Source organism: Streptomyces chartreusis (assembly GCF_008704715.1).
Lineage (GTDB): Bacteria > Actinomycetota > Actinomycetes > Streptomycetales > Streptomycetaceae > Streptomyces > Streptomyces chartreusis.
In genome coordinates this window covers 7,205,259-7,230,559 of sequence record NZ_CP023689.1, presented here as the reverse complement: position 1 = coordinate 7,230,559, position 25,301 = coordinate 7,205,259, and the positions used below count along the sequence as shown (strand labels likewise).

General features: G+C 71.0%; 27 protein-coding genes and 1 riboswitch. Of the genes, 12 read left to right on the top strand and 15 right to left on the bottom strand.

Annotated features, from left to right (window positions below):
- Positions 1-15 precede the first annotated feature (15 nt).
- Positions 16-366 carry an avidin-fold protein gene (locus tag CP983_RS31815; protein ID WP_107907030.1) on the bottom strand — a complete coding sequence of 117 codons (351 nt, stop codon included), beginning with the start codon at positions 364-366 and terminating at the stop codon, positions 16-18.
- Between the two features lie 52 nt (positions 367-418).
- Positions 419-530: riboswitch (TPP riboswitch) on the top strand.
- Between CP983_RS31815 and thiO the strand changes: the two genes are divergently transcribed.
- The 6 genes from thiO (at position 528) to CP983_RS31785 (ending at position 6,247) form a co-directional block, all read left to right on the top strand.
- Positions 528-1,694 carry a glycine oxidase ThiO gene (thiO, locus tag CP983_RS31810; RefSeq protein ID WP_150503409.1) on the top strand — a complete coding sequence of 389 codons (1,167 nt, stop codon included), beginning with the start codon at positions 528-530 and terminating at the stop codon, positions 1,692-1,694. (Overlaps the previous riboswitch by 3 nt.)
- Positions 1,691-1,903: a sulfur carrier protein ThiS gene (gene thiS, locus CP983_RS31805; protein WP_107907029.1), complete on the top strand. Its 213-nt coding sequence runs from the start codon at positions 1,691-1,693 to the stop codon at positions 1,901-1,903. Before thiO ends, thiS begins: the two co-directional genes overlap by 4 nt.
- Before the next feature lie 3 nt (positions 1,904-1,906).
- Complete coding sequence (locus CP983_RS31800; RefSeq protein ID WP_030945128.1) at positions 1,907-2,701, top strand: thiazole synthase; 795 nt, start codon at positions 1,907-1,909, stop codon at positions 2,699-2,701.
- Between the two features lie 118 nt (positions 2,702-2,819).
- Positions 2,820-4,757, top strand: a complete 1,938-nt coding sequence (gene pknB, locus CP983_RS31795) for a Stk1 family PASTA domain-containing Ser/Thr kinase (protein ID WP_167537794.1) — start codon at positions 2,820-2,822, stop codon at positions 4,755-4,757.
- A gap of 34 nt (positions 4,758-4,791) precedes the next feature.
- Positions 4,792-5,685, top strand: coding sequence for a deoxyribonuclease IV (locus CP983_RS31790; protein WP_150503407.1), 894 nt, complete (start codon positions 4,792-4,794; stop codon positions 5,683-5,685).
- Between the two features lie 76 nt (positions 5,686-5,761).
- Entirely contained in the window at positions 5,762-6,247 is a 486-nt protein-coding gene (locus CP983_RS31785; RefSeq protein WP_030945122.1) for a DUF4396 domain-containing protein, read from the top strand.
- 22 nt (positions 6,248-6,269) lie between these two features.
- Here the strand turns inward: CP983_RS31785 and CP983_RS31780 are convergent, their stop codons facing one another.
- Positions 6,270-6,902: a sulfite oxidase-like oxidoreductase gene (locus CP983_RS31780; protein ID WP_150503405.1), complete on the bottom strand. Its 633-nt coding sequence runs from the start codon at positions 6,900-6,902 to the stop codon at positions 6,270-6,272.
- A 175-nt stretch (positions 6,903-7,077) separates the two neighbouring features.
- Here CP983_RS31780 and bfr point away from each other — a divergent pair, with 175 nt between their 5' ends.
- A complete protein-coding gene (bfr, locus tag CP983_RS31775; RefSeq protein ID WP_030945116.1) occupies positions 7,078-7,554 on the top strand; it encodes a bacterioferritin in 477 nt (158 codons plus the stop codon).
- On the opposite strand, the gene CP983_RS31770 is transcribed toward bfr, so the two are convergent.
- A complete protein-coding gene (locus tag CP983_RS31770) occupies positions 7,551-7,784 on the bottom strand; it encodes a (2Fe-2S)-binding protein (RefSeq protein WP_163017032.1) in 234 nt (77 codons plus the stop codon). The genes bfr and CP983_RS31770 overlap by 4 nt on opposite strands.
- A gap of 143 nt (positions 7,785-7,927) precedes the next feature.
- Entirely contained in the window at positions 7,928-9,280 is a 1,353-nt protein-coding gene (locus tag CP983_RS31765; protein ID WP_030945110.1) for a class II 3-deoxy-7-phosphoheptulonate synthase, read from the bottom strand.
- Positions 9,281-9,375: 95 nt separating this feature from the next.
- Between CP983_RS31765 and CP983_RS45265 the strand changes: the two genes are divergently transcribed.
- On the top strand, positions 9,376-9,432 hold the full coding sequence (locus CP983_RS45265; protein WP_071528813.1) for a trp operon leader peptide: 57 nt from the start codon (positions 9,376-9,378) through the stop codon (positions 9,430-9,432).
- Positions 9,433-9,537: 105 nt separating this feature from the next.
- Positions 9,538-11,427: an anthranilate synthase family protein gene (locus tag CP983_RS31755; RefSeq protein WP_150503403.1), complete on the top strand. Its 1,890-nt coding sequence runs from the start codon at positions 9,538-9,540 to the stop codon at positions 11,425-11,427.
- Here CP983_RS31755 and CP983_RS31750 read toward each other — a convergent pair.
- The 5 genes from CP983_RS31750 to CP983_RS31730 form a co-directional block, all read right to left on the bottom strand.
- Positions 11,379-12,374 (bottom strand): 2-hydroxyacid dehydrogenase, encoded by a 996-nt coding sequence (locus CP983_RS31750; protein ID WP_107907022.1) that lies wholly within the window; start codon positions 12,372-12,374, stop codon positions 11,379-11,381. The genes CP983_RS31755 and CP983_RS31750 overlap by 49 nt on opposite strands.
- A gap of 98 nt (positions 12,375-12,472) precedes the next feature.
- Complete coding sequence (locus CP983_RS31745; RefSeq protein WP_030956786.1) at positions 12,473-13,501, bottom strand: 6-phosphofructokinase; 1,029 nt, start codon at positions 13,499-13,501, stop codon at positions 12,473-12,475.
- Between the two features lie 138 nt (positions 13,502-13,639).
- Positions 13,640-14,329: a response regulator gene (locus CP983_RS31740; protein ID WP_150503401.1), complete on the bottom strand. Its 690-nt coding sequence runs from the start codon at positions 14,327-14,329 to the stop codon at positions 13,640-13,642.
- On the bottom strand, positions 14,326-15,555 hold the full coding sequence (gene macS, locus CP983_RS31735) for a MacS family sensor histidine kinase (protein ID WP_150503399.1): 1,230 nt from the start codon (positions 15,553-15,555) through the stop codon (positions 14,326-14,328). Before macS ends, CP983_RS31740 begins: the two co-directional genes overlap by 4 nt.
- Positions 15,556-15,651: 96 nt before the next feature.
- A complete protein-coding gene (locus CP983_RS31730; RefSeq protein WP_229914979.1) occupies positions 15,652-16,368 on the bottom strand; it encodes a lysophospholipid acyltransferase family protein in 717 nt (238 codons plus the stop codon).
- Positions 16,369-16,575: 207 nt separating this feature from the next.
- Here CP983_RS31730 and CP983_RS31725 point away from each other — a divergent pair, with 207 nt between their 5' ends.
- Both CP983_RS31725 and CP983_RS31720 read left to right on the top strand, forming a co-directional pair.
- Positions 16,576-17,355, top strand: a complete 780-nt coding sequence (locus CP983_RS31725; protein WP_150503395.1) for an alpha/beta hydrolase — start codon at positions 16,576-16,578, stop codon at positions 17,353-17,355.
- Entirely contained in the window at positions 17,348-17,983 is a 636-nt protein-coding gene (locus CP983_RS31720) for a hypothetical protein (protein ID WP_150503393.1), read from the top strand. Before CP983_RS31725 ends, CP983_RS31720 begins: the two co-directional genes overlap by 8 nt.
- Before the next feature lies 1 nt (position 17,984).
- Here CP983_RS31720 and CP983_RS31715 read toward each other — a convergent pair whose 3' ends face one another.
- The 6 genes from CP983_RS31715 to CP983_RS31690 form a co-directional block, all read right to left on the bottom strand.
- Positions 17,985-18,746, bottom strand: a complete 762-nt coding sequence (locus tag CP983_RS31715) for an endonuclease/exonuclease/phosphatase family protein (protein WP_150503391.1) — start codon at positions 18,744-18,746, stop codon at positions 17,985-17,987.
- 137 nt (positions 18,747-18,883) lie between these two features.
- Positions 18,884-19,837, bottom strand: coding sequence for an ROK family glucokinase (locus CP983_RS31710; RefSeq protein ID WP_107907018.1), 954 nt, complete (start codon positions 19,835-19,837; stop codon positions 18,884-18,886).
- 112 nt (positions 19,838-19,949) lie between these two features.
- Complete coding sequence (locus CP983_RS31705; RefSeq protein WP_107907017.1) at positions 19,950-20,456, bottom strand: DUF5304 domain-containing protein; 507 nt, start codon at positions 20,454-20,456, stop codon at positions 19,950-19,952.
- Positions 20,457-20,513: 57 nt separating this feature from the next.
- A complete protein-coding gene (locus tag CP983_RS31700) occupies positions 20,514-21,689 on the bottom strand; it encodes an ArsA family ATPase (protein WP_150503389.1) in 1,176 nt (391 codons plus the stop codon).
- Between the two features lie 73 nt (positions 21,690-21,762).
- A complete protein-coding gene (locus tag CP983_RS31695; protein WP_030954567.1) occupies positions 21,763-22,203 on the bottom strand; it encodes an SRPBCC family protein in 441 nt (146 codons plus the stop codon).
- Positions 22,204-22,347: 144 nt separating this feature from the next.
- Positions 22,348-23,145, bottom strand: a complete 798-nt coding sequence (locus CP983_RS31690) for a metallophosphoesterase family protein (protein WP_150503387.1) — start codon at positions 23,143-23,145, stop codon at positions 22,348-22,350.
- A 296-nt stretch (positions 23,146-23,441) separates the two neighbouring features.
- Between CP983_RS31690 and CP983_RS31685 the strand changes: the two genes are divergently transcribed.
- Entirely contained in the window at positions 23,442-25,238 is a 1,797-nt protein-coding gene (locus tag CP983_RS31685) for an AMP-dependent synthetase/ligase (RefSeq protein WP_150503385.1), read from the top strand.
- Positions 25,239-25,301 lie beyond the last annotated feature (63 nt).

The following is a 25,301-nucleotide window of genomic DNA, read 5'->3' as shown; positions in this document are numbered from 1 at the left end:
CTGACAATTTGTCAGTCAGGAGTCGTGCTCAGTGACCTGCTCCACAACGCTGGTGCCGCTGCCGGTCTGCGACTCCCACTCCCAGGTCTCCTCCAGCCGCACCCGCCCGTCGGCGAGCTCGGCCACGGTCGACACGCAGTGCCCCGAGGACGTCGACCCGTCCCGCTTCAGCTGCACGTACCGGAAGTCCAGCCGGTCGCCGTCCCGGGTGCCCACGAGGTGCCCGCGCACGACGTCCCCGCCGGCGTACTCGGCCCAGATCTCGCCGTCCTTCTCGTGGTACGCGAACCGGGTGCGGGTACCCACCTGACCTGGCGCTTGGTCGGCGACGGGCGCCAGGACGAGACCGTCGAGCGAGCGGGCCATGGGGTGAGGCTCCCTTACTGAGACTTAACGAGGCGGGCTAGGGTGGCCAACGTAGAGCACTCGCGGGAGCCCGGACGCACCGGGCTGAGAGGGAGGCTGGCGGCCTCCGACCGTACGAACCTGATCCGGGTCATGCCGGCGAAGGGAGGGGCTGGACGCCCATGTCGCGTACGCGTACGTCAGACGTCCTCGTCATCGGGGGCGGAATCATCGGCCTGGTCACGGCGTGGCGGGCCGCGCAACGCGGGTTCACCACTGCGGTGGTGGACCCCGAGCCGGGCGGCGGGGCCGCCCAGGTGGCCGCGGGAATGCTGGCCGCCGTCACGGAACTGCACTACGGCGAGCAGACCCTGCTCGGCCTGAACCTCGCCTCGGCCCGCCGCTACCCGGACTTCGCGGCCGAGCTCACCGACGTCACCGGCCACGACCTCGGCTACCGCCGCTGCGGCACCCTCGCCGTCGCGCTGGACGCCGACGACCGCGCCCATCTGCGCGAACTGCACGCCTTGCAGCGCCAGTCGGGGCTGGACTCCGAGTGGTTGTCCGGGCGCGAGTGCCGGCGCCTGGAGCCGATGCTCGCGCCGGGCGTGCGCGGCGGGCTGCGGGTGGACGGCGACCACCAGATCGACCCGCGGCGGCTCACCGGTGCGCTGCTCGCCGCCTGCGAGCGGGCCGGCGTGGTCCTCCACCGCGACTGGGCCGAGCGCGTCGACGTGGTACGGGACCGCGCCACCGGGGTCACCACGACGGACGGCACCGCTCTGACCGCGGACCAGGTGGTCCTCGCGGCCGGCAGCCTCAGCGGGCGGCTCGCGGGCGTCCCCGACGCCGTACTGCCGCCCGTGCGGCCGGTGAAGGGGCAGGTGCTGCGGCTGACCGTGCCGCAGCGGTACGCGCCGTTCCTGAGCCGGACCGTGCGGGCCGTGGTGCGCGGCAGCCAGGTGTACCTGGTGCCGCGCGAGAACGGCGAGCTGGTCGTGGGCGCGACGAGCGAGGAGCTGGGCTGGGACACGACGGTGACCGCGGGCGGCGTCTACGAGCTGCTGCGCGACGCCCACGAGTTGGTGCCGGGCATCACCGAACTCCCGCTGACCGAGACGCGGGCGGGTCTGCGCCCCGGCTCCCCCGACAACGCGCCGCTGCTCGGCCCGACGGAGCTGGCCGGGCTGTCGCTGGCCACCGGGCACTACCGCAACGGCGTGCTGCTCACGCCCGTCACCGGGGACGCCATGGCGCACGTCCTGGCCACCGGTGAACTTCCCGAGGAGGCCCGCGCGTTCACGCCGAGGCGCTTCAGTCCCGCCGCACTCACGGAGCAGCCCGCATGAGCGTCCAGGTCAGCATCTCGGTCAACGGCGAGCGCCGCCACATCGAGCCGGGCACGGCTCTCGACACGCTCGTCTCGTCCGTCACCACGGCGCCCTCCGGAGTGGCCGCCGCCCTCAACGAAACCGTCGTCCCGCGTGCGCAGTGGCCGTCGACGCCCCTCTCCGAGGGCGACCGCGTCGAGGTCCTCACCGCCGTCCAAGGAGGCTGAACCATGGCCGACGATCCCTTTGTCATCGGCGGTACGTCCTTCACGTCCCGCCTGATCATGGGCACCGGTGGCGCACCCAGCCTGGACGTCCTGGAGCGGGCTCTCGTGGCGTCCGGGACGGAGCTGACGACCGTCGCGATGCGGCGGGTCGACGCCTCGGTGCACGGCTCGGTGCTGTCCGTGCTGGAGAAGCTCGGGATCCGGGTGCTGCCGAACACCGCGGGGTGCTTCACCGCCGGAGAGGCTGTGCTGACGGCCCGCCTCGCGCGCGAGGCGCTCGGCACGGATCTGATCAAGCTGGAGGTCATCGCCGACGAGCGGACGCTGCTGCCGGATCCGATCGAGCTGCTGGACGCGGCGGAGACACTGGTGGACGACGGTTTCACGGTGCTGCCGTACACGAACGACGACCCGGTGCTGGCGCGCAAGCTCCAGGACGCCGGCTGCGCCGCGATCATGCCGCTGGGCTCCCCGATCGGGTCCGGGCTCGGCATCCGCAACCCGCACAACTTCCAGCTGATCGTGGAGCACGCGCAGGTGCCGGTGATCCTGGACGCGGGTGCCGGTACGGCGTCGGACGCGGCGCTCGCGATGGAGCTGGGGTGCGCGGGCGTGATGCTCGCCTCGGCGGTGACGCGGGCGCAGGAGCCGGTGCTGATGGCGGATGCGATGCGGCACGCGGTGGAGGCGGGGCGGCTGGCACGGCTCGCGGGACGGATCCCGAGGCGGCACTTCGCCGAGGCGTCGTCGCCGGTCGAGGGCATGGCGCGGCTGGACCCGGAGCGCCCCGCGTTCTGAACGTCCGTTCGACGAAGCCCTTCGGCCGGTGAGGCATCCGTCACAGCTCAGCTGCAGTCCCGCCCCGATCCAGCCCGAACGGGCGGGGCTGTCGGTGTCGGCTCGTACACTCACCTGCGTGGATACGACCCTTCAGGACCCATTGGTCGGGCAGGTGCTCGACGGCCGGTATCGCGTGGACGCGCGGATCGCGGTCGGCGGGATGGCCACGGTCTACCGGGCCCTGGACACCCGCCTGGACCGCGTGCTCGCGCTCAAGGTGATGCACCCCGCGCTGGCGGTCGACGGGGCGTTCGTCGAGCGGTTCATCCGGGAGGCGAAGTCCGTCGCCCGGCTCGCGCACCCCAATGTGGTGCAGGTCTTCGACCAGGGCACCGACGGGTCGTACGTCTATCTCGCCATGGAGTACGTCGCCGGCTGCACCCTGCGCGACGTCCTGCGTGACCGCGGGGCGCTCCAGCCCCGGGCCGCCCTCGACATCCTGGAACCGGTGCTCGCCGCGCTCGGCGCCGCGCACCGCGCCGGGTTCGTGCACCGGGACATGAAGCCGGAGAACGTCCTGATAGGGGACGACGGGCGGGTCAAGGTCGCCGACTTCGGCCTCGTGCGGTCCGTGGACACCGTGACCAGCACGACCGGCGCCGTGCTCGGCACCGTCTCCTATCTCGCGCCCGAACAGATAGAGCAGCCCGGCACCGCGGACGCCCGGGTCGACGTGTACGCCTGCGGTGTCGTCCTGTACGAGATGCTCACCGGCGAGAAGCCGCATGACGGGGACTCCCCCGCCGTGGTGCTCTACAAGCACCTGCACGAGGACGTCCCGCCGCCGTCGGCGGTCGTCCCGGGGCTTGCGTACGAGCTCGACGAGCTGGTCGCGTCGGCGACGGCGCGCTCCCCGCAGATCCGGCCGTACGACGCCGTGGCGCTCCTCGCGCAGGCCCGTGAGACGCGCGCCGGGCTGAGCCCGGACCAGCTGGACGCGATGCCGCCGCAGGCGCTCTCGGCGGAGCACAGCAACTCCGACGACCGTACGAGCGTCATCCCGCGCTCACTGAACATCCAGCGCCCGCTGCCGGTGAACGGCGACGAGCCGCAGGCCGACTTCAACCGGACGAGCCGGCTGGAGAGCCCGCCGCCTCCGCCGCCCTCGCACCGGCCGCGCACCTCGCGCCGGCCGCGCGGCCCGATGATGATCGTCGCCGCCGTGCTGCTGGTCCTCGGCCTCGGTGTCGGCATCTGGTACATCAACTCCGGCCAGTTCACCCAGGTCCCGCCGCTGCTGTCGAAGACGGAGGCGCAGGCCCGGGACCGGCTGGAGGACGCCGGGCTCGACGTCGGCAAGGTGGAGCGCGCCTACAGCGACACCGTCAAGCGCGGCACCGTCATCAGCACGGACCCGGGCACGGGCGCCCGCATACGGCACAACGACTCCGTGAAGCTGGTCATCTCGCAGGGCCCGGAGACGGTGAAGGTGCCCGACATCGAGGGCTATCCGCTGGCCAAGGCGAGGACCGAGCTCAAGGAGAGCGGCCTGCAACCGGGCATGGTGAAGCGGGAGTTCAACGACGACGTCACCAGGGGCTACGTGCTCTCGGCGGACCCCGGGACCGGCACCGAGGTCCGCTCCGGCTCCGCGATCAAGCTGATCGTCAGCAAGGGCAGCCCGGTGGACGTCCCGGACGTCACCGGCGAGGACCCGGCCGACGCCAGGGCCGAGCTGGAGGAGGCCGGCCTGAAGGTGAAGATCGCCTCCGCGCGGGTCAACTCCGAGTTCGACGCGGGCCAGGTCGCGCAGCAGTCGCCGGCGGAGGGCAAGCAGGCCGCCGAGGGCGACACCGTGACGCTGACGCTGTCCAAGGGTCCCGAGATGATCGAGGTCCCGGACGTGGTCGGCGACAACGTCGACGACGCGACGACCGAGCTGAAGGCGGCCGGCTTCGAGGTCGACGAGGACCGCGGTCTGCTCGGCCTGTTCGGCGACACTGTCAAGAAGCAGTCGGTCGAGGGCGGCGAGACGGCACCCAAGGGCTCGACGATCACGATCACCATCCGGTAGCCGGGCGGTCCGGACCGCATGACACCCTGAACGGGTGAGAAGTCAGCAGTCCGGAACCGCCCTCACGGGCCCCTCCCGCAACCCAGTCGGCGGCCACGTCCCGGTCGCCGGTGGTCTTCACTCCGTCGGGATCGGCTACGCCCGCGAGCTCGAGGCCGAGACCGTCCAGGTCTTCGTCGCCAACCCGCGCGGCTGGGCCACCCCCGCCGGAAACCCGCGGCAGGACGAGGAGTTCCGTGCGGTGTGCGAGGCCGAGTCGATCCCGGCGTATGTGCACGCGCCGTATCTGATCAACTTCGGTTCGCACACGGAGGCGACCGTCGAGAAGTCGGTGGAGTCGCTGCGGCACTCGCTGCGGCGCGGGCGGGAGATCGGCGCGCTGGGCGTGGTCGTGCACACGGGCAGCGCGACCGGCGGCCGGGAGCGCTCGGTGGCGCTGAAGCAGGTGCGGGAGCACATGCTGCCGCTGCTGGACGAGCTGACCCACGACGACGCCCCGTTCCTGCTGCTGGAGTCGACGGCGGGCCAGGGCTTCTCGCTCTGCTCCCGGACCTGGGAATTCGGGCCGTACTTCGAGGCGCTGGACGCCCACCCGAAGCTGGGCGTGTGCCTGGACACCTGCCACATCTTCGCCGCCGGCCACGACCTGACCGGCCCGTCCGGCATGCACCAGACCCTGGACCTGCTGGTGGACACCGTCGGCGAGGGCCGGCTGAAGCTGATCCACGCCAATGACTCCAAGGATGTCGTCGGCGCCCACAAGGACAGGCACGAGAACATCGGCGCAGGTCACATCGGTGAGGACCCGTTCCGGGCGCTGATGACGCACCCGGCCACCGAGGGCGTACCGCTGATCATCGAGACGCCCGGCGGGAAGGAAGGGCACGCGGCGGACGTGGAGCGACTGAAGAAACTTCGCGATTCGTAGCCCGTTACGGAATACCCCAGGGGGGTATACGGTTCTTGCTCGATGCAGGAACCGTGACCTGACATTGGGGGCAGTGATGCAGCACGAAGCACACACGGCACACGATCACCATCAGCAGGCGGTCGCCGCCGGCAGCTGGGCGATGGCCGTCCAGGCCACCCTGCACTGCCTCACCGGCTGTGCGATCGGCGAGGTGCTCGGCATGGTGATCGGCACCGCGTTCGGCTGGGGCAACGTGCCGACGCTGATCCTGGCGATCGTCCTGGCGTTCTTCTTCGGCTACGCGCTCACCCTGCGCGGCGTACTGAAGGCGGGCCTGAGTCTCGGGGCCGCGCTCAAGGTGGCGCTGGCGGCGGACACCCTGTCCATCGCCGTGATGGAGCTGGTCGACAACGGCGTGATCGTGCTGTGGCCTGGTGCCATGGACGCCGGGCTGGCCGACCCGCTGTTCTGGTGGGTGCTGGCGATCGCGCTGGCCGTCGCCTTCGTCCTCACCACGCCGGTCAACAAGTGGATGATCGGCCGCGGCAAGGGCCACGCGGTGGTCCACCAACTCCACTGAACCCCGGCACGGGGGCCAGGAGTCAGAGCTCGGGGCCGTCCCCGGGCTCTTCCTGGTACGAGTAGCGCTGCTCCCGCCAGGGGTCGCCGATGTTGTGATAGCCGCGCTCCTCCCAGAAGCCGCGGCGATCGGCGGTCATGTACTCCACGCCACGGACCCACTTGGGCCCCTTCCAGGCGTACAGATGGGGGACGACCAGACGGAGCGGGAAACCGTGCTCCGCCGTGAGCAGTTCGCCGTCCTTGTGGGTGGCGAAGATGGTGCGCTCGGAGGCGAAGTCGGCGAGGCGGAGGTTGGAGCTGAAGCCGTATTCGGCCCACACCATCACATGAGTGACCGCGGGCGCGGGCGGGGCGAGCTCCAGGATCGTCCGCGCCGGGATGCCGCCCCACTCCGCACCGAGCATGCTGAACTTCGTGACGCAGTGCAGATCGGCCACGACGGTGGTGTACGGCAGGCCCGCGAACTCCTCATGGGTCCAGCAGTGCTTCTCGCCGTCGGCGGTCGCCCCGAACACCCTGAACTCCCAGCGTTCGGGCCGGAACTTCGGGACCGGGCCGTAGTGCGTGACCGGCCAGCCGCGCTGCATCCGTTGCCCCGGCGGGAGCTCGGAGTGTGCTGCTGCTCCAGTTTCGCGCTCCTCCGGCTGACCCATGACTCCATCCTGACAGACCCGAAGGGGTGCACCTGACCCCACCCTCCGTAAATCAGTTCAAACCGGACTAAGCATGCACTTACTTACTAAGTGAAGACTTACTGGACGATCTTTCCCGCCGGTGCAATCATGCGGCGCAACCTGCCAGTTCCCCCGCTTGGAAGGAGCCTCTGCGATGCAGGGCGACCCCGAGGTCCTCGAATTCCTGAACGAGCAGCTGACCGGCGAGCTCACCGCGATCAACCAGTACTGGCTGCACTACCGGATCCAGGACAACAAAGGCTGGACCAAGCTCGCCAAGTACACGCGTGAAGAGTCCATCGATGAGATGAAGCACGCGGACAAGCTCACCGAGCGCATCCTCATGCTGGACGGCCTGCCCAACTACCAGCGGCTGTTCCACGTCCGGGTCGGCCAGACGGTGACGGAGATGTTCCAGGCCGACCGGCAGGTCGAGGTGGAGGCGATCGACCGCCTCAAGCGCGGTATCGAGGTGATGCGCAACAAGGGCGACATCACGTCGGCGAACATCTTCGAGTCGATCCTCGAGGACGAGGAGCACCACATCGACTATCTGGACACCCAGCTCGAACTGATCGAGAAGCTCGGTGAGGCGCTCTACCTCGCGCAGCAGATCGAGCAGCCCAGCTAGGCCGCGTCCGCCAGGTCGGTGAGAATCGGCTGACCCTGGTCGGCCAGCTCACGACGAGGGCACGCGCCCCGTCCCAGGATCGCCTGGATGCGGCGTACACAGGACCCGCAGTCCGTGCCGGCCTTGCAGGCCGAGGCTATCTGGCGGGGAGTGCAGGCGCCGTCCTCCGCGTGCTTCTTGACCTGCTGCTCGGTGACACCGAAGCAACTGCAGACGTACACGCGGTTCACCTCCCGGCGGGATCGAAGTGCCATCCCCTTGATCGGTGAGGCTAACCTAACCTTACCCGGCTCATGGGAACCGCAAAAGTGCTGTGGGGCGCGGATCGAATGTGATCCGCGCCCCACTCATGTCCCTGTAACAGGCGACCCCGTCACTGGTCCCTGTACATCTCCGCGACGAGGAAGGCCAGGTCAAGCGACTGGCTGCGGTTCAGCCGGGGGTCGCAGGCCGTCTCGTAGCGCTGGTGCAGGTCGTCGACGAAGATCTCGTCGCCGCCGCCCACGCACTCCGTGACGTCGTCGCCCGTGAGCTCCACGTGGATGCCGCCCGGGTGGGTGCCGAGGCCCTTGTGGACCTCGAAGAAGCCCTTGACCTCGTCGAGCACGTCGTCGAAGCGGCGGGTCTTGTGACCGGAGGCCGCCTCGAAGGTGTTGCCGTGCATCGGGTCGGTCACCCAGGCCACCGTGGCGCCGGACGCCGTGACCTTCTCGACCAGCTCGGGGAGCTTGTCGCGGACCTTGTCCGCGCCCATGCGGACGATGAACGTCAGCCGGCCCGGCTCACGCTCGGGGTCCAGCCGGTCGATGTACTGGAGCGCGTCCTCGGCCGTCGTCGTCGGGCCGAGCTTGATGCCGATGGGGTTGCGGATCTTCGAGGCGAACTCGATGTGCGCGTGGTCCAGCTGCCGGGTGCGCTCACCGATCCACACCATGTGGCCGGAGACGTCGTACAGCTGACCCGTGCGGGAGTCGACCCTGGTCAGCGCGGACTCGTAGTCGAGCAGCAGCGCCTCGTGCGAGGCGTAGAACTCGACCGTCTTGAACTCCTCCGGGTCGGCCCCGCAGGCGTGCATGAAGTTCAGCGCGTTGTCGATCTCGCGGGCCAGCTGCTCGTAGCGCTGGCCGGACGGGGACGACCGTACGAAGTCCTGGTTCCAGGCGTGCACCTGGCGCAGGTCGGCGTAGCCGCCGGTGGTGAAGGCGCGCACCAGGTTGAGCGTGGAGGCGGAGGCGTTGTACATCCGCTTCAGGCGCTCGGGGTCCGGGACGCGGGCGGCCTCGTTGAAGTCGAAGCCGTTGACCGAGTCGCCGCGGTAGGTGGGCAGCGTGACGCCGTCACGGGTCTCGGTGCCCTTGGAGCGCGGCTTGGAGTACTGGCCGGCGATGCGGCCGACCTTCACGACCGGCACCGAGGCGGCGTACGTCAGCACGGCGCCCATCTGCAGGAGGGTCTTCAGCTTGTTGCGGATGTGGTCGGCGGACACCGCGTCGAAGGCCTCGGCGCAGTCGCCGCCCTGGAGGAGGAACGCCTCTCCCTTGGCGACGGCCGCCATCCGGGCGCGCAGCTGGTCGCACTCGCCCGCGAAGACGAGCGGCGGATACGACTCGAGGTCCGCGATCACTGCGCGCAGAGCCTCGGTGTCGGGGTACTCGGGCTGCTGCGCCGCGGGCAGGTCTCGCCAGGTGTTGCCAGCGCTCGCGCTGGTCTTAGCGTTCACGGTCACGCCTCAACATTACGGGGTCGTGTCGGGGGTCCAGCCCCATGCCCAGCAATTGAGACACCGCGTACACGACTCGGACATGAGGTACTGTGCCTGGCATGTTCGCGCACTCGACCCAGAACTGGTGGTGGACCGCTCATCCGGCGGCCCACTGACTGCGCGTACGAAAGACTTCGCGAAGGCCGCCCGAGGGGCGGCCTTCGGTGTTTCCCGGGGTCCGTTCCTCTCCCACCGCATCCACGGAGAAGGAGCACGGACGCATGAACCTGCTCGGCTTGCCGGACGATCCCCGCCCGTTCGCCCTGCTGCGCCGCCGCACACCCGGCCGCGCCGTCGAAGAAGGCGAGACGGTCGAGGTCCTGATCGGCCCGGTGTCCACCCGCGACCGCCTCGCCGACGTCCCCGACGAGGGCCTGGCGCTGATCCCCTTCCGGCAGATCCGCGAGCGCGGCTTCGACGTCCGCGACGACGGCACGCCCCTGACGGTGCTCATCCCCGAGGAGTCGTACGCCATCCCGCTCGCCGAGGCGCTCGAGCAGCTCCCGTCGCACGACGTGCGCGTCGAGGGCGGCGGCTTCGACGTGGCCGACGAGGAGTACTCGGAGATCGTCGGGCGGGTGCTGCGGGACGAGATCGGGCAGGGCGAGGGCGCCAACTTCGTGATCCGGCGGACCTACGAGGGGGCGATCCCGGGGTTCGGACGCGCCGACGCGCTCGCGCTGTTCCGGCGGCTGCTGGAGGGCGAGCGGGGCGCTTACTGGACGTTCGTGGTGCACACCGGGGAGCGGACATTGGTGGGCGCCAGCCCCGAGGTGCACGTCCGGATGTCCGGCGGCACGGTCGTCATGAACCCGATCAGCGGGACGTACCGCTACCCCGCCGAGGGCCCGACGCCGGAGCACCTGCTCGACTTCCTCGCCGACGGCAAGGAGATCGAGGAGCTGTCGATGGTCGTCGACGAGGAGCTCAAGATGATGTGCACGGTCGGCGACATGGGCGGGGTCGTCGTCGGGCCGCGGCTGAAGGAGATGGCGCATCTCGCGCACACCGAGTACGAGCTGCGCGGGAAGTCCTCGCTGGATGTGCGCGAGGTCCTGAAGGAGACCATGTTCGCGGCCACCGTGACCGGCTCGCCCGTGCAGAACGCGTGCCGGGTCATCGAGCGGCACGAGGTCGGCGGACGCGGGTACTACGCGGGGGCGCTGGCCCTGATCGGGCGGGACTCCGGCGGCGCCCAGACCCTCGACTCCCCCATCCTCATCCGCACCGCCGACATCGACGCCGACGGCGGGCTGCGGGTGCCGGTCGGCGCGACCCTCGTACGCGGCTCGGACCCGGCGAGCGAGGTCGCCGAGACGCACGCGAAGGCGGCGGGTGTCCTTGCGGCCCTCGGTGTACGGCCGGGCCGGCCGCGGGAGGAGCACACGCGCGTGCGTCTCGCCGACGACCCACGCGTGCGTGCCGCGCTCGACGGGCGCCGGGCCTCGCTGGCGCCGTTCTGGCTGCGGATGCAGGAGCGGTCCGGGGAGCTCTCCGGGCACGCCCTGGTCGTCGACGGCGAGGACACCTTCACGGCGATGCTCGGCCATGTGCTGCGGTCGAGCGGCCTGGAGGTGACCGTGCGGCGCTACGACGAGCCGGGGCTGCGGGAGGCGGTGCTCGCGCACGAGGGGCCGCTCGTGCTGGGTCCCGGACCCGGTGACCCCTCCGACCTGGACGACCCGAAGATGCGCTTCCTGCGGGACCTCGCGGCCGAGGTCGTCACGGAGCACCGGCACGGTGTGCTCGGCGTCTGCCTCGGCCATGAGCTGATCGCCGCCGAGCTGGGGCTGGACATCGTGCGCAAGGAGGTGCCGTACCAGGGCGCGCAGACGACGATCGACCTGTTCGGGCGGCCGGAGACGGTCGGCTTCTACAACAGCTTCGTGGCGCACTGCGACGACGAGGTGCACGCGGAGCTCGCCGAGCACGGCATCGAGGTCAGCCGGGCCGGCAACGGCGAGGTGCATGCCGTGCGCGGGCCCGGCTTCGCGGGGGTGCAGTTCCACCCGGAGTCGGTCCTGACGCTGAACGGCGCCGCCGTCGTCCGTGATCTGGTGGGTCAGCTGCGGGGCACGAGCACGTTCTCCGAGCGGCGGCCGGCCTTGTAGTCGAGGACGTTCCTCAGGGTGGTCTCGACGATCTGGCCGACGGCGTCCTCGGTGTAGTACGCCTGGTGCGAGGTGACCAGGACGTTCGGGAAGGTGACGAGCCGGGCCAGGGTGTCGTCCTCGACGGCCTGGAGCGACTTGTCGAGGAAGAAGAGCCCGGCCTCCGCCTCGTAGACGTCGAGGCCGACACCGGTGAAGCGGCCCTCGCGCAGTTCGGCGACGAGGGCCGCGGTGTCGATGAGGCCGCCGCGGCTGGAGTTGACCAGGATCGCGTCGTCCTTCATCGCCTTCAGGGCGTCGGCGTCGATCAGCCGGCTGGTCTCCGGCATCAGCGGTACGTGCAGGCTGACCAGGTCGGACTCGGCGAGAAGGCGTTCCTTGGCGACGTAACGCATGCCCAGCTGCATACAGGCGGGGTTCTCGGCGACGTCCCAGCCGAGCAGGTTCATGCCGAAGCCGTGGGCGATGCGGGCGAAGGCCTCGCCGATCTTCCCGGTGCCGAGGACGCCGGCGGTGCGGCCGTGCATGTCGCGGCCCATCAGGCCGTCGAGGCGGAAGTCGAAGTCACGCGTGCGCGTGGAGGCGCGCACGATACGGCGGTTGACCGCCATGGCGAGGGTCCAGGCGAACTCGGCCACGGAGTAGGGCGAGTAGTAGGAGACCCGCGAGACGGTCATGGCCAGGCGCTCGGCGACCTTGAGGTCGATGTTGTTGAAGCCGGTGGAGCGCTGGGCGACCATCCGGGTGCCGCCGGCCGCGAGGGTCTGCAGGACGTGGTTGCCGAGGTCGCAGTTGACGCTGGTGCAGACGACCTCGTAGCCGGCCGCGATGGGGGCGGTGTCCTCGTTGAGGAAGACGTCCAGGCAGCGGACCTCGTGATGGCCCCGGAAGGCCTGTTCGATCAGGGGTTTCTCGTCCGCCTGCACTCCGAAGGCGAGAATCTCCAAGGCTGCTCCCGTCGCACTGGGCCGTGGGCCGAATATACGGCCCACGACCCAGTGCCGCCGGGCGGAAAGCGGTCAGCCCGGACGGGTCGCCGGAGGGGTCAGCCGAAAAAGACCCCGACCTCTTCGTACAGCTTCGGATCCACCGTCTTCAGCTTGGCGGTGGCGTGCGCGATCGGGACGCGGACGATGTCCGTGCCGCGCAGGGCGACCATCTTGCCGAAGTCGCCGTCGCGGACGGCCTCGATGGCGTGCAGTCCGAAGCGGGTGGCCAGCCAGCGGTCGAAGGCACTCGGGGTGCCGCCGCGCTGGATGTGCCCGAGGACCGTCGTACGGGCCTCCTTGCCGGTCCGCCGCTCGATCTCCTTGGCCAGCCACTCGCCGACCCCGGACAGCCGGACGTGTCCGAAGGAGTCCAGCGACTCGTCCTTGAGCACCATGTCGCCGTCCTTGGGCATGGCGCCCTCGGCGACGACCACGATCGGAGCGTACGACGCCTTGAAGCGCGAGGTGATCCACGCGCAGACCTTGTCGACGTCGAAGCGCTGTTCCGGGATGAGGATGACGTTGGCGCCGCCGGCCAGCCCGGAGTGGATGGCGATCCAGCCGGCGTGACGTCCCATCACCTCGCAGACGAGGACGCGCATATGGGACTCGGCGGTGGTGTGCAGCCGGTCGATGGCCTCCGTCGCGATGCCGACGGCGGTGTCGAAGCCGAAGGTGTAGTCGGTGGCGGACAGGTCGTTGTCGATGGTCTTGGGCACGCCGACGCAGGGCACGCCGTAGTCGTCGGAGAGTCGGGTGGCGACGCCGAGGGTGTCCTCGCCGCCGATGGCGATGAGCGCCTCGACCTCCTGCTTGGCGAGGTTCTCCTTGATACGGCGGATGCCGTCGTCCTGCTTGAGGGGGTTGGTGCGCGAGGAGCCGAGGATGGTGCCGCCGCGGGGCAGGATGCCGCGCACGGCGGGGATGTCGAGACGGACGGTGTCGTTCTCGAGCGGACCTCGCCAGCCGTCCCGGAAGCCGACGAAGTCGTAGCCGTACTCCTGCACGCCCTTGCGGACGACGGCCCGGATGACGGCGTTGAGACCGGGGCAGTCGCCGCCTCCGGTCAGTACTCCGACCCGCATGGAAATGTCCCTTCGCCGCGGTTGCCTGGTGAGGGCCACGCTAATGGTGAGCCAGGTCACAGCGGGATGGGTCGGAACGGCAATTCCGGTGAATGGCCGGGTGGCCGGTTTACGCGCCGTCAAGCCGGCGCCGCCGGATCACTCGTCGTCGAGGCCACGCTCGATCGCGTATCGCACCAGCTCGACACGGTTGTGGAGCTGGAGCTTGCCGAGGGTGTTCTGGACGTGGTTCTGCACGGTGCGGTGGGAGATCACGAGGCGTTCGGCGATCTGCTTGTAGCTCAGGCCCTTGGCGACGAGCCGCAGCACCTCGGTCTCGCGGTCGGTGAGCTGCGGGGCACCGGGCTGGTCGGCGTCCTGGGCGGCGGGCACCGGTTCGGAGGCGAGCCGGCGGTACTCGCCGAGGACCAGACCGGCCAGGCCCGGCGTGAACACCGGGTCGCCCACCGCCGTGCGGCGCACCGCGTCGAGGAGTTCCTCGGTCGAGGCCGACTTCAGCAGATAGCCGGTGGCGCCGGACTTCACCGCCTCCAGCACATCGGCGTGCTCACCGCTCGCGGACAGGACGAGGACGCGCAGGGCGGGGTTGTGGCCGACGAGTTCCTTGCAGACCTGGACGCCGGGCTTGGCCGGCAGGTTGAGGTCGAGGACCAGGACGTCGGGGGCGGCGGCCTTGGCGCGGCGTACCGCCTGGTCGCCGTCGCCCGCCGTGGCGACCACGTCGAAGCCGGACTCGCTCAGGTCGCGGGCGACCGCGTCGCGCCACATGGGATGGTCGTCGACCACCATGACCCTGATCGGGTCCCGCTGCTCGCCGGTGTCCGTCATCGCTGCTCCGCCTTCCCCCGTGAAGCGCTGGTGGCCTTGGGTACCTTCAGTTCCACCTCGGTGCCCTGGCCCGGCACCGAGATCAGTTCGGCGCTGCCGCCGAGCTCCCGCAGACGCCCCCGGATCGACAGGGCGACGCCGAGCCGCCCCTCGCCCTCGGCCTGCGCGAGCCGGCCCTCGGGGATGCCGGGTCCGTCGTCCCGGACGGTGACGATCACCTCGCCGGGCTCGTCCTCGACGAGGATCCACGCGCGTGCCTGCTCGCCGGCGTGCCTGCGGACGTTGTCCAGGGCGGCGCCGACGGCCGCGGCCAGTTCCCGAGCGGCGGCCGGCGCCAGCGGCACCGGCGCCCCCGGCTCGGCGAGGCTGACCTTCGCACCGGCGTACCTGGCGAGCAGCACCCGCAGGTCGACGGCACCGTCGGAGTCGTCGGGCTCGTCCACGGCCCGTACGACGGCGCCCTCGGCGGCGTCCTCCGACACCCGGGACACGGGCACCAGGCCGCCGGAGACCAGGGTGCGCAGCGCCACCTCCTGCTCGCCGGCCAGCCGGCCCAGCTCGGCCGCCTCGCCGCCGATGACGGCGCCGCGCCGCTGCACCATCGCGAGCACCTGGAGCACGCCGTCGTGGATGTCCCGGGCGAGCCGCTCCCGCTCCCGGGTCGCCGCCTCGATCTCCAGGGCGCGGGCGAGAGTGCGCTCGGAGGCGCGGGCGACCTCGACGACGTAGCCGATGGCGATGGAGGCGATCCAGACGAGCAGCACCATGTGGACGGTGTCGCGGGTCGGTACTCCGGAGCGGTGGATCAGATTGGCGGCGGCGACCAGCGTGGAGGCGAACGCGGCCCAGCGCCAGCCGCCCTTGATGGCGAACGCCAGCACGGCGCCCGCCGTCCATATCGACGGCAGGGTCGGGGCGCCGGCCTCGATCCGCTCGTGCGTCTCGGCGATCCGCGTGAGGAGGATGCCGGTCAGGGCGATGGTGAGGTCGGCGGCGAGGAAGCGCTTGGTGCAGCTCGCGGCGTTCGCGACCCTCGGCAGGGTGGCCAGCGTCCACACGGCCAGGACGGCGAAGTAGGAGATGGCCACCCAGGGGTGGGCGACCTCGTCGTAGGCGCTCACGAACAGCCCGATGGCGTACACCATCGTCAGTACCCGGTATCCGGTGAGCGCGCGCCACAGCGGCTGCTCGACGGACATCCGCATGACCCGCTCGCGCTTGGCCATGCCCCCACCCCCTTGTTGTCGGAACGCCCCGGCCAAGACTGCCCTGTCCCGGCCCGGACCGCTCCGCCTCGTCCGCCCGCTTCTCGTGACGGCCCGCTACTTCTCCTGCTGGGCCTTCTTCGCCTGTTCCTTCTCGGCCTTCGCCGCGTCCGCGATCTGCCGCTTGGCGGCGGTCGCGTACATGTCGACGTACTCCTGGCCGGAGAGCTTCATGATCTCGTACATGACCTCGTCGGTCACCGCGCGGAGCACGAAGCGGTCGTGCTCCATGCCCTGGTACCGGCTGAAGTCGAGGGGCTTGCCGATCCGGATGCCGGGCCGCATGAGCTTGGGCATGACCTTGCCCGGCGGCTGGATCTTCTCCGTGTCGATCATGGCGACCGGGATGACCGGCGCGCCGGTGGCGAGCGCCACGCGCGCGAGGCCGCCGGGCTTGCCCCGGTAGAGCCGGCCGTCGGGCGAGCGCGTGCCCTCGGGGTAGATGCCGAACAGCTCGCCGCGCTCCAGGACCTCTATGCCGCTCTTGATGGCGGCCTCACCCGCGCCGCGCGCCCCGGAGCGGTCCACGGGCAGCTGGCCGACGCCCTTGAAGAAGGCGGCCGTCAATCGGCCCTTGACGCCGGGGGTGGTGAAGTACTCGGCCTTCGCGATGAAGGTCACCTTGCGGTCCAGGACCGCGGGCAGGAAGAACGAGTCGGAGAACGACAGGTGATTGCTCGCCAGGATCGCGGCACCCTCGGCCGGAATGTTCTCCAGCCCTTCCACCCATGGCCGGAAAGCGACCTTCAACGGTCCCCCGATGGCCACCTTCATCGTGCCGTACAACAACCGAGTGCCTCCTGTGTCTGTCGGTCAGACCTTAACCCGGAGCGCCGTCAATGAGCCCGACGGCCCTGGTCGGTGTCAGTGCGGTCGCGTACGGTGAAGCACACCTGGCTCTGTCGGCACGCGGCTCCGCCGCGTGGGTTGATGTCATTGCTGTCGTCCATGTCGTCCTTCTCACGAACAGGAGACCGTAAGGTGCCGGTCCTTCCTGGAGCCGAGCCGTACCGCCGAGACGGCGGGGAGGTCGGGGTTCTCCTCTGCCACGGTTTCACCGGTTCCCCGCAGTCGCTGCGCCCCTGGGCGGAGCACCTCGCGGAGCGCGGGCTCACCGTCTCGCTGCCGTTGCTGCCGGGGCACGGCACCCGCTGGGAGGACATGCGGCTCACCGGCTGGCAGGACTGGTACGCCGAGGTGGACCGCGAGCTGCGCGCCCTGCGCGACCGGTGCGCGCGGGTCTTCGTGGCCGGCCTTTCCATGGGCGGCGCCCTGGCCCTGCGGCTCGCCGCGAAGCACGGGGACGACGTGGCGGGGGTCGTCGTCGTCAACCCGGCGAACAAGGTGCACGGCCTGTTCGCGTACACCCTTCCGGTCTCCCGGCACCTGGTCCGCACGGTGCCGGGGATCGCCAGCGACATCGCCAAGGAGGGCGCTACCGAGCTCGGGTACGACCGGGTGCCGCTGCACTCGGCGCACTCCCTGCGGAACTTCTTCCGGCTGGTCGACGGCGAGTTGCCGCAGGTCACCCAGCCGCTGCTGGTGCTGCGCAGCAGGCAGGACCACACCGTGCCCGCCGTGGACACCGCCCGGATCCTGAGCCGGGTGTCCTCCACGGACGTAACGGAGATCGTGCTGGAACAGAGCTATCACGTGGCGACGTTGGACCATGATGCGGACCGGATCTTCGAGGAGAGCCTCGGATTCATCGACCGGCTCGCGACCGGCGTCGGCAAGGAAGGGACGACCACACGTGGCTGAGCACGACTCCGATCGCGAGAGGCGCGAGGACAGCGATCCCGAGGAGCAGAACGTTCCGTTCGACGAGGACGCCGCCTGGGCCGCGATCGTCGCCGGGTTCGGCGAGGAGCCGAAGGACCCGCCGGGCTCGAAGCCCTTCAAGTCGGTCGAGGACCTGGCGCTGCTGGAGACCGAGGCGAACGGCGAGACGAGCGGTGTCTCGGCCCCGGAGCCCAAGGGCGACAAGGGCGAGACGGCCCCGGCGGCCCAGCCGGCCGAGGAGCCCGGCGAGGAGAAGCCGGCCGGGCCGCTGGGCAGCTCGGTGTCCTTCGCGCCCGGTGTCGGACCGCGGGACTACAGCGTGGCCGAGCCGTCCGAGGACGACTTCGAACCCGACGACGAGGGTCACTTCGTGCCGCCGGAGCCGCCGCCGCTGCCCGCCGCCGACGCGACGGCGAAGTTCGCCTGGCTCGCGGTGGTCGGCGGACCGCTCCTGCTGCTGCTCGCCGTGCTGTTCGGCTGGGAGATGACGTGGTGGCTGGCCACCCTCGGCATCGGCGGGTTCCTGGGCGGGTTCGCCACCCTGGTGATGCGGATGAAGACGGATGACGAGGGCGACGACGACCCCGGCCGGGGCGCCGTCGTCTGACCTACAGCGCTGCGGGGACTCTGAGGGCGGCCAGGACCGGAAGGTGGTCCGTGGCCGCCCTCAGGTCCGTCTGCGTCACCCCCGGCCGGCCGGTCGGGACACCGCAGCCGAGCACCTCGACGCCCTTCGTGGCGAAGATCGCGTCGATGCGCTGGTGCGGATCGGCCGGGGTCGAGGAGTACTCGCCGCCCCAGGGGGCGGTGGCCCAGCAGTCCTGAAGGCTGTCGGCGAGCAGGCCGAAGGTGCGGCCGGCGGGGCGGTCGTTGAGGTCGCCGCCGGCGATCGCGTGCTCCGTGCCCAGGCCGGCGAGGCGGTCCAGGAGCATGCCGCCCTGTTCGAGGCGCTCGTCCTTCTGCAGCGAGAGATGGCAGCTGAGCACCCCGAGGCGGGCGCCACCGAAGCGGACCACGGCGGTGGCGAAGCCGCGCCGGTGGAGTCCGGGGGTGAGCGGGAGGAGCATGTCCTCCGTCCGCTCCACGGTCGCCCTCAGGTTGCACAGGATCGCGGGGCCGGCGGCGGTGGCGCCGCCGGTGAGGACGACGAGGTCCGAGGCGCGGGCCAGGCGGGCGAGCTTCTTGCGCCAGCGGAAGAAGCGGGGGGCTTCCTGGATCAGGACCAGGTCGGGGGCGCAGGCGCGGATGACGCGGGCGAGGGCGTCGGTGTCGTCGCGCATGGAGCGGATGTTGTAGCTGAGGACGCGGATGACTGCGGAGCCGTCGGGTTCGGTGCGGGAGGTGGGGAGCGCCGAGGGGGACGTTGCCATGCCCGTCAATCTACGCCGGGACCGGGTGTCGGTGCGCCCAAGAGGTCGGGGCGCGAGGTTTCGTGCGCGACCGACGGTCGTCCGTGGCCGGTCGCGCAGTTCCCCGCGCCCCTTCAGGGCGTCGATGTGCCCCTTGCCTACATGATCGGGTCCGGCTCCCGGGCCAGGTCCGCCGCGCCCACGAGGCCCGCGTCGTTGCCGAGTTGGGCGGCGATGACGTCGGCGACCGGGCGCCAGTTGCCGCCCACCAGCCAGCGCTTGTAGGACTTGCGGATGGGGTCCAGAACCAGTTCGCCCTCGTCGGAGAGGCCACCGCCGACGATGAAGGCGGACGGGTCGAACAGGGAGGCCAGGTCGGCGAGGCCGGCGCCGGCCCAGCGGGCGAGCTCGCGGTAGGAGTCGACGGCGACCGGGTCGCCCTGGCGGGCGGCCACGGAGATGTGCTTGCCCTCGATGCCGTCGGGGCTGCCGTCGCCCAGGGCGAGCAGGATCTCGGCGTTCTCCGGGGTGGCGTTGGCGCGCTGCTTGGCGTACCTGACCAGGGCGCGGCCGGAGGCGTACTGCTCCCAGCAGCCCTGCGAGCCGCAGCCGCACAGCAGCCCGTCCGGGACCATCCGGATGTGGCCGAACTCGGCGGCGACGCCGTAGTGGCCGCGGCGCAGCTTGTTGCCGATGATGATGCCGCCGCCGAGGCCGGTGCCCAGCGTGATGCAGATGACGTTGCGGTGGCCCTTGCCGGCGCCGAATTTGTACTCGCCCCATGCGGCCGCGTTGGCGTCGTTCTCCACGACGACCGGGAGGCCGACGCGGGCCTCGACCTTCTCCTTCAGCGGCTCGTTGCGCCAGTCGATGTTCGGCGCGAAGTAGACCTCGGAGCGCTGGCGGTTGACGTAACCGGCCGCACCGATGCCCACGCCCACGATCTCGTGCCCGGCCCGTGCTCCCTCGACGGCGGAGGCAATGGCGTCCACGATCCCGTCGGGCGTGCCCGGGGTGGGCACCTTGTGGGTCGAGAGGATGTTGCCTTCCTCGTCGACCACACCGGCCGCGATCTTGGTACCGCCGATGTCGACGCCGATGGTGAGTCCCATGAATCCCTCAGTTTCGGTCGAGCCCCGCTACGGCCAACCGTACCCGAGGCCCTCTCCCCGGGTTCCCGGCGTCCGCCCGGCGGACCGGGCGTGAAGAGGGAGTCGCGCGCGCTCAGTCCAGATCGATGCGCTGGCCGGGGCCGGTGCCCTCGCCGGGGTCGCGCTTGTCGTCGTCGAGTTCGTCCAGCCCCTGGGCGTCCTTCGGACCGCTCGTCCAGCGCTGTTCCTGGTTCTGGACGGCGGAGCGGTAGGCGGCGAGGAGTTCGTTGCCGGCGGCCGCCAGGTGGTCGAAGACGTCCGGGTTGCGGTCGATGACGGGCTCGACGGCGGCCTTGGCCTGCTCCACGACCTGCTTGACCACCTGCTGGGCGGCGGGTCCTGCGACCGCGCCGAGCAGCGGCGACTGGATGGTCGAGAGCTTGTCCGCGACGGCGTCGACGAGCTTGCGCAGTTCCTCGGCGGCGGAGCCGGGCGGCACACCGTGCTCGGCGCGGCGGCGGGCCTTCTCCTCCGCGAGGTCCTCGGCACACGCCGTCGCCCAGGCGTCGGCGTCGGTCGCCCGTGCCTCGTCGACGGCCTCGGGCTCGGCGGCGTCGGACGGGGGGAGCTCTTCGCTCATGACGGACTCCTGACTACGGTTCGTCCCTACGACGTTACCCGAACGGGCGTACCTGCTTCACCGGGACCGCGGCCAGAGGTCCGGATCCGGCGCGAACCGGATCCGCAGCTCGCCGTCGCGCAGCGCGGCCCCGTCCACGGAGCACCGGCGCAGGGCGGACGGCAGCGGCACGATGCGCCGGAACTGCCCGGCGGTGACGACGAGTTCGTCGCCGCGCCGGACGAGGTCGAGCTCCTCGCGGGCGGCGCCCGGCAGCGGGATGTGCCAGACCAGGACGCCGTCGTCGGCGAGCCGGTCGGTGACGGGCCACTCGACGGTGGAGGACGTGCCGTTGACGGCGGGCGCCGTGAGCGCGGCGAGGTCCTCGGCGCCGCGGGGGTCGTGTCCGAGGTGGGCGACGCGGTGGACGTCGTACGCCTCCTCCCACTCCTCCAGGGCCTTGCGCTGCTGGGCGACGGGTCCGGCGAGCCAGCTGCCTGCGGCGGCCTCCGCCTCCGGCAGGACCCGGTTGGCGATCAGCAGGTCGGGGCGCAGGCCGCGCAGGGCGAGGGCGAGGCCGGCGGCGCGCACGGCGTCGGCGCCGCCGGGGCCGGGCTCGGCGACCAGACGTACGGCGGTGTCGCGGTCGGCGAGGACGGCCTCGACGGCGGCGAGCTCGACGTCCCAGCGGGCGGTGGTCTCGTACAGCCACTCCGCGGGCATCGGCACACCGGCCAGCCGGCCGAGGACGGGCCGCAGTGCCCGGGCCGCCTGCCGCTCGGGCGGCAGGAGGCGGCGCAGGTAGCGGCGCAGTTCCTCGGGGAGGGAGAGCAGGGCGAGGGCGTGCGGGGTGGCGGGCAGGTCGACGACGAGCAGGTCGTGGGCCTCGGCGAGGGCGGCGTCCCGCAGCGCCCGCAGCAGCGCGAGTTCCTCGGCGCCGGGGAGGGGGGTGACCTCCTCCGGGTCGAGCCGGGAGGCGCCGAGGAGGTCGAGGGCGGTGGTGGCGCGTTCCTGGAAGGCGGCGAGGTCGTCCCGGAATCCGGTGGCGGCGTCGGGGCGCCAGGCGGTGAGCGTCTCGGCGACCCGGGTCGGGGTCGCGCCCGTGGCCACGCCGAGGGCCGCACCCAGGGTGTCGGTGCGGTCGGCGCTGAGGACGAGGGTTCGGGTGCCTTCGGCCGCCGCCGCCAGCGCGGTGGCGGCCGCGACGGTGGTACGGCCGCTGCCGCCGGGGCCTGTGATCAGGATGGTGCGCATGGGGGTGAACGGTAACCGAGACGCCTCATGCGGCGCGGGGCCGTGCCTCTGCCGGTGTCCCGGCGGCGAACCCCTACTTGCCCGACTCGACCCGCTTCTTCAGCCCCGCGAGCGCGCGGTCGATGATGACCTTCTCGGCCTTGCGCTTGATCATCCCCAGCATCGGGATCTTGACGTCGACCGTCAGCTGGTAGGTGACCTCGGTGGAGCCCGCGCCGGCCGGCTTGAGGATGTACGAGCCGTCGAGGGAGCGCAGCATCTGGGACTTCACCAGCGTCCAGGACACTTCGTTCTCGCCGGTCCAGGTGTACCCGAGGACCTGGTCGTCCTTGATCGCCCCGGCGTCCATGACGAGGCGGACCTGCTCGGCCCGGCCCTCGGCGTCGGTCTTGAGGACCTCCGCCTCCTTCACCTCGCCGGTCCAGTCCGGGTAGCGGGCGAAGTCGGCGATCACCCCCATCACGTCGGCCGGTGCCGCCTCGATCGTGATGCTCGAGCTGGTGTGTTCCGCCATCGCCGTGGCTCCTCCAGATGCGGGCCGGGTAGGAAGTCGTGGTGCGCACGCGTGCGCAGCGTGAAGGCTACCGCGCGCCCGACCGGCCGACTTCACCCCCACCTGCGCGATTGTCGCGAAAGCGTCCACCGCACCCGAATTCACTCACCATTCCAGTGCCCATGGGGTGCCGGACGCCGCGAAGTGCCCCACGTTCACGCACTCCGTGGCCCCGATCCGCATCCGCGGCACCAGTGGCTGATGGACGTGTCCGAAGAGGGAGTAGCGGGGCCGGGTGCGGCGGATCGCCGCCAGCAGCGCCTTGCTCCCGCGCTCGAACCGGCGGGCCACCGTGTCGTAGACGAGCTCCGGGACCTCCGGCGGAATGTGCGTGCACAGCACGTCCACCTCGCCGACGGCCTCGATCTTCGCCGCGTACTCCTCGTCGCTGATCTCGTACGGCGTGCGCATCGGGGTGCGCAGTCCGCCGCCCACGAAGCCGAAGGTCCACCCGCCGATCTCGACGCGCTGCCCGTCCAGCACCGTCGTACCGGGCCCGGCGTACTCCGGCCACAGGGGCGGCATGTCGACATTGCCGTAGGTGACGTACGTCGGGGTGGGGAACGCCGCGAACAGCTCGGCGTACTGCTTGCGCACCGCCTTCTCGATCGCCGCGCCCCGGTCGGCGCCGATCCCGGCCCACAGCCGCGCCCCGAACTCCCGTGCCTCCTCGAAGCGCCGGGCGGTGCGCAGCTCCACGATGCGGTCGGCGTTCTCCACCCCGAACAGGTCGGGGAAGATGCCGCGCGAGTGGTCGGCGTAGTCCAGGAACAGCACCAGGTCACCCAGGCAGATCAGGGCGTCCGCGCCCGTGCCGGCCCGGGCCAGGTCGCGGGCGTTGCCGTGCACATCGCTGACCACATGAACGCGGGTCCTGCTGTTTCGGGTCGGTGTCGGTGCCATGGCGATCAAGGGTAGGCGTGTGCGGCATACGTGAACAGTGGCAGCCGAACCGGCGGTTACTGGCCAGTCGTCAGAGCGCTCGACTACTGTGCGCGCAGAAACACCAATCCGTGTGACGCAGCGAACATCTCGCCGGGACCCCCTGTCGAAGAAGCCATACCGGCGGGTAACGTCCGGTCGGTCCAGTCGTGCTCTGGATTTCAACTTGTGAATCCGTGAGCACTTGCCCGAGCCGTGGACCGCACCGTCGCATCACACAACGTCGTGGCGCCGGCGCCCTATGAGGAGCAGCAGTCTTGCGCGAGTTCAGCCTTCCGGCTTTGTACGAGGTCCCTGCGGACGGGAATCTGACCGACATCGTCCGCAGAAACGCCGCGCAGCACCCGGACGTGGCCGTCATCGCCCGCAAGGTGGGCGGTGCCTGGCAGGACGTCTCGGCCACCACGTTCCTCGCCGAGGTGCGCGCGGCCGCGAAGGGGCTCATCGCCGCCGGTGTCCAGCCGGGCGACCGGGTGGGCCTGATGTCCCGCACCCGCTACGAGTGGACGCTGCTCGACTTCGCGATCTGGTCGGCCGGCGCGGTCACCGTGCCGGTGTACGAGACCAGCTCGCCGGAGCAGGTGCAGTGGATCCTCGGCGACTCGGGCGCGACCGCCATGATCACGGAGCTGGACGGCCACACCGCCGCCGTCGAGTCGGTGCGCGACCGGCTGCCCGCGCTGAAGAACGTGTGGCAGATCGAGGGCGGCGGCGTCGAGGAGCTGGGCCGGCTCGGCCAGGACATCAGCGACGCGACGGTCGAGGAGCGCAGCTCGCTGGCGAAGGCCGACGACCCGGCGACGATCGTGTACACCTCCGGCACCACCGGCCGCCCCAAGGGCTGTGTGCTGACCCACCGCAGCTTCTTCGCGGAGTGCGGCAACATCGTCGAGCGGCTGCGCCCGCTGTTCCGCACCGGCGAGTGCTCGGTCCTGCTCTTCCTGCCGCTGGCGCACGTCTTCGGGCGCCTGGTGCAGGTGGCGCCGATGATGGCGCCGATCAAGCTGGGCACCGTCCCGGACATCAAGAACCTCACCGACGAGCTGGCCTCGTTCCGCCCGACGCTGATCCTGGGCGTGCCGCGCGTCTTCGAGAAGGTCTACAACTCGGCGCGCGCCAAGGCCCAGGCCGACGGCAAGGGCAAGATCTTCGACAAGGCCGCCGACACGGCGATCGCCTACAGCCAGGCGCTGGACACCCCGTCCGGCCCGCCCGTCGGTCTGAAGATCAAGCACAAGGTCTTCGACAAGCTGGTCTACAGCAAGCTGCGCGCGGTCCTCGGCGGCAAGGGCGAGTACGCCATCTCCGGCGGCGCCCCGCTGGGCGAGCGGCTCGGGCACTTCTTCCGCGGTATCGGCTTCACCGTCCTGGAGGGCTACGGCCTGACCGAGTCCTGCGCCGCGACCGCGTTCAACCCCTGGGACCGGCAGAAGATCGGCACGGTCGGTCAGCCGCTGCCGGGTTCCGTGGTGCGCATCGCGGACGACGGGGAGGTGCTGCTGCACGGCGAGCACCTGTTCAAGGAGTACTGGAACAACCCGGGCGCGACCGAGGAGGCGCTGGCCGACGGCTGGTTCCACACCGGTGACATCGGCACCCTCGACGAGGACGGCTACCTCCGCATCACCGGCCGCAAGAAGGAGATCATCGTCACCGCGGGCGGCAAGAACGTCGCCCCGGCCGTGATCGAGGACCGCATCCGGGCGCACGCCCTGGTCGCGGAGTGCATGGTGGTCGGCGACGGCCGGCCGTTCGTGGGCGCGCTCGTCACCATCGACGAGGAGTTCCTGGAGCGCTGGTGCGCCGATCACGGCAAGCCCGCCGGCTCCACCGCCGCGTCCCTGCGCGAGGACACCGACCTGCTGGCCGCGATCCAGTCGGCGATCGACGACGGCAACGCCGCGGTGTCGAAGGCGGAGTCGGTGCGCAAGTTCCGTATCCTGCCCGCCCAGTTCACGGAGGACTCGGGCCATCTGACGCCGTCGCTGAAGCTGAAGCGCAACGTCGTCGCGAAGGACTACTCGGACGAGATCGAGGCGATCTACCAGAAGTAGTCCCCCCGGCACACGAGTTCACGGCGCGGGTCCTCGGCGAGGGCCCGCGCCTTCGTGCGTGCG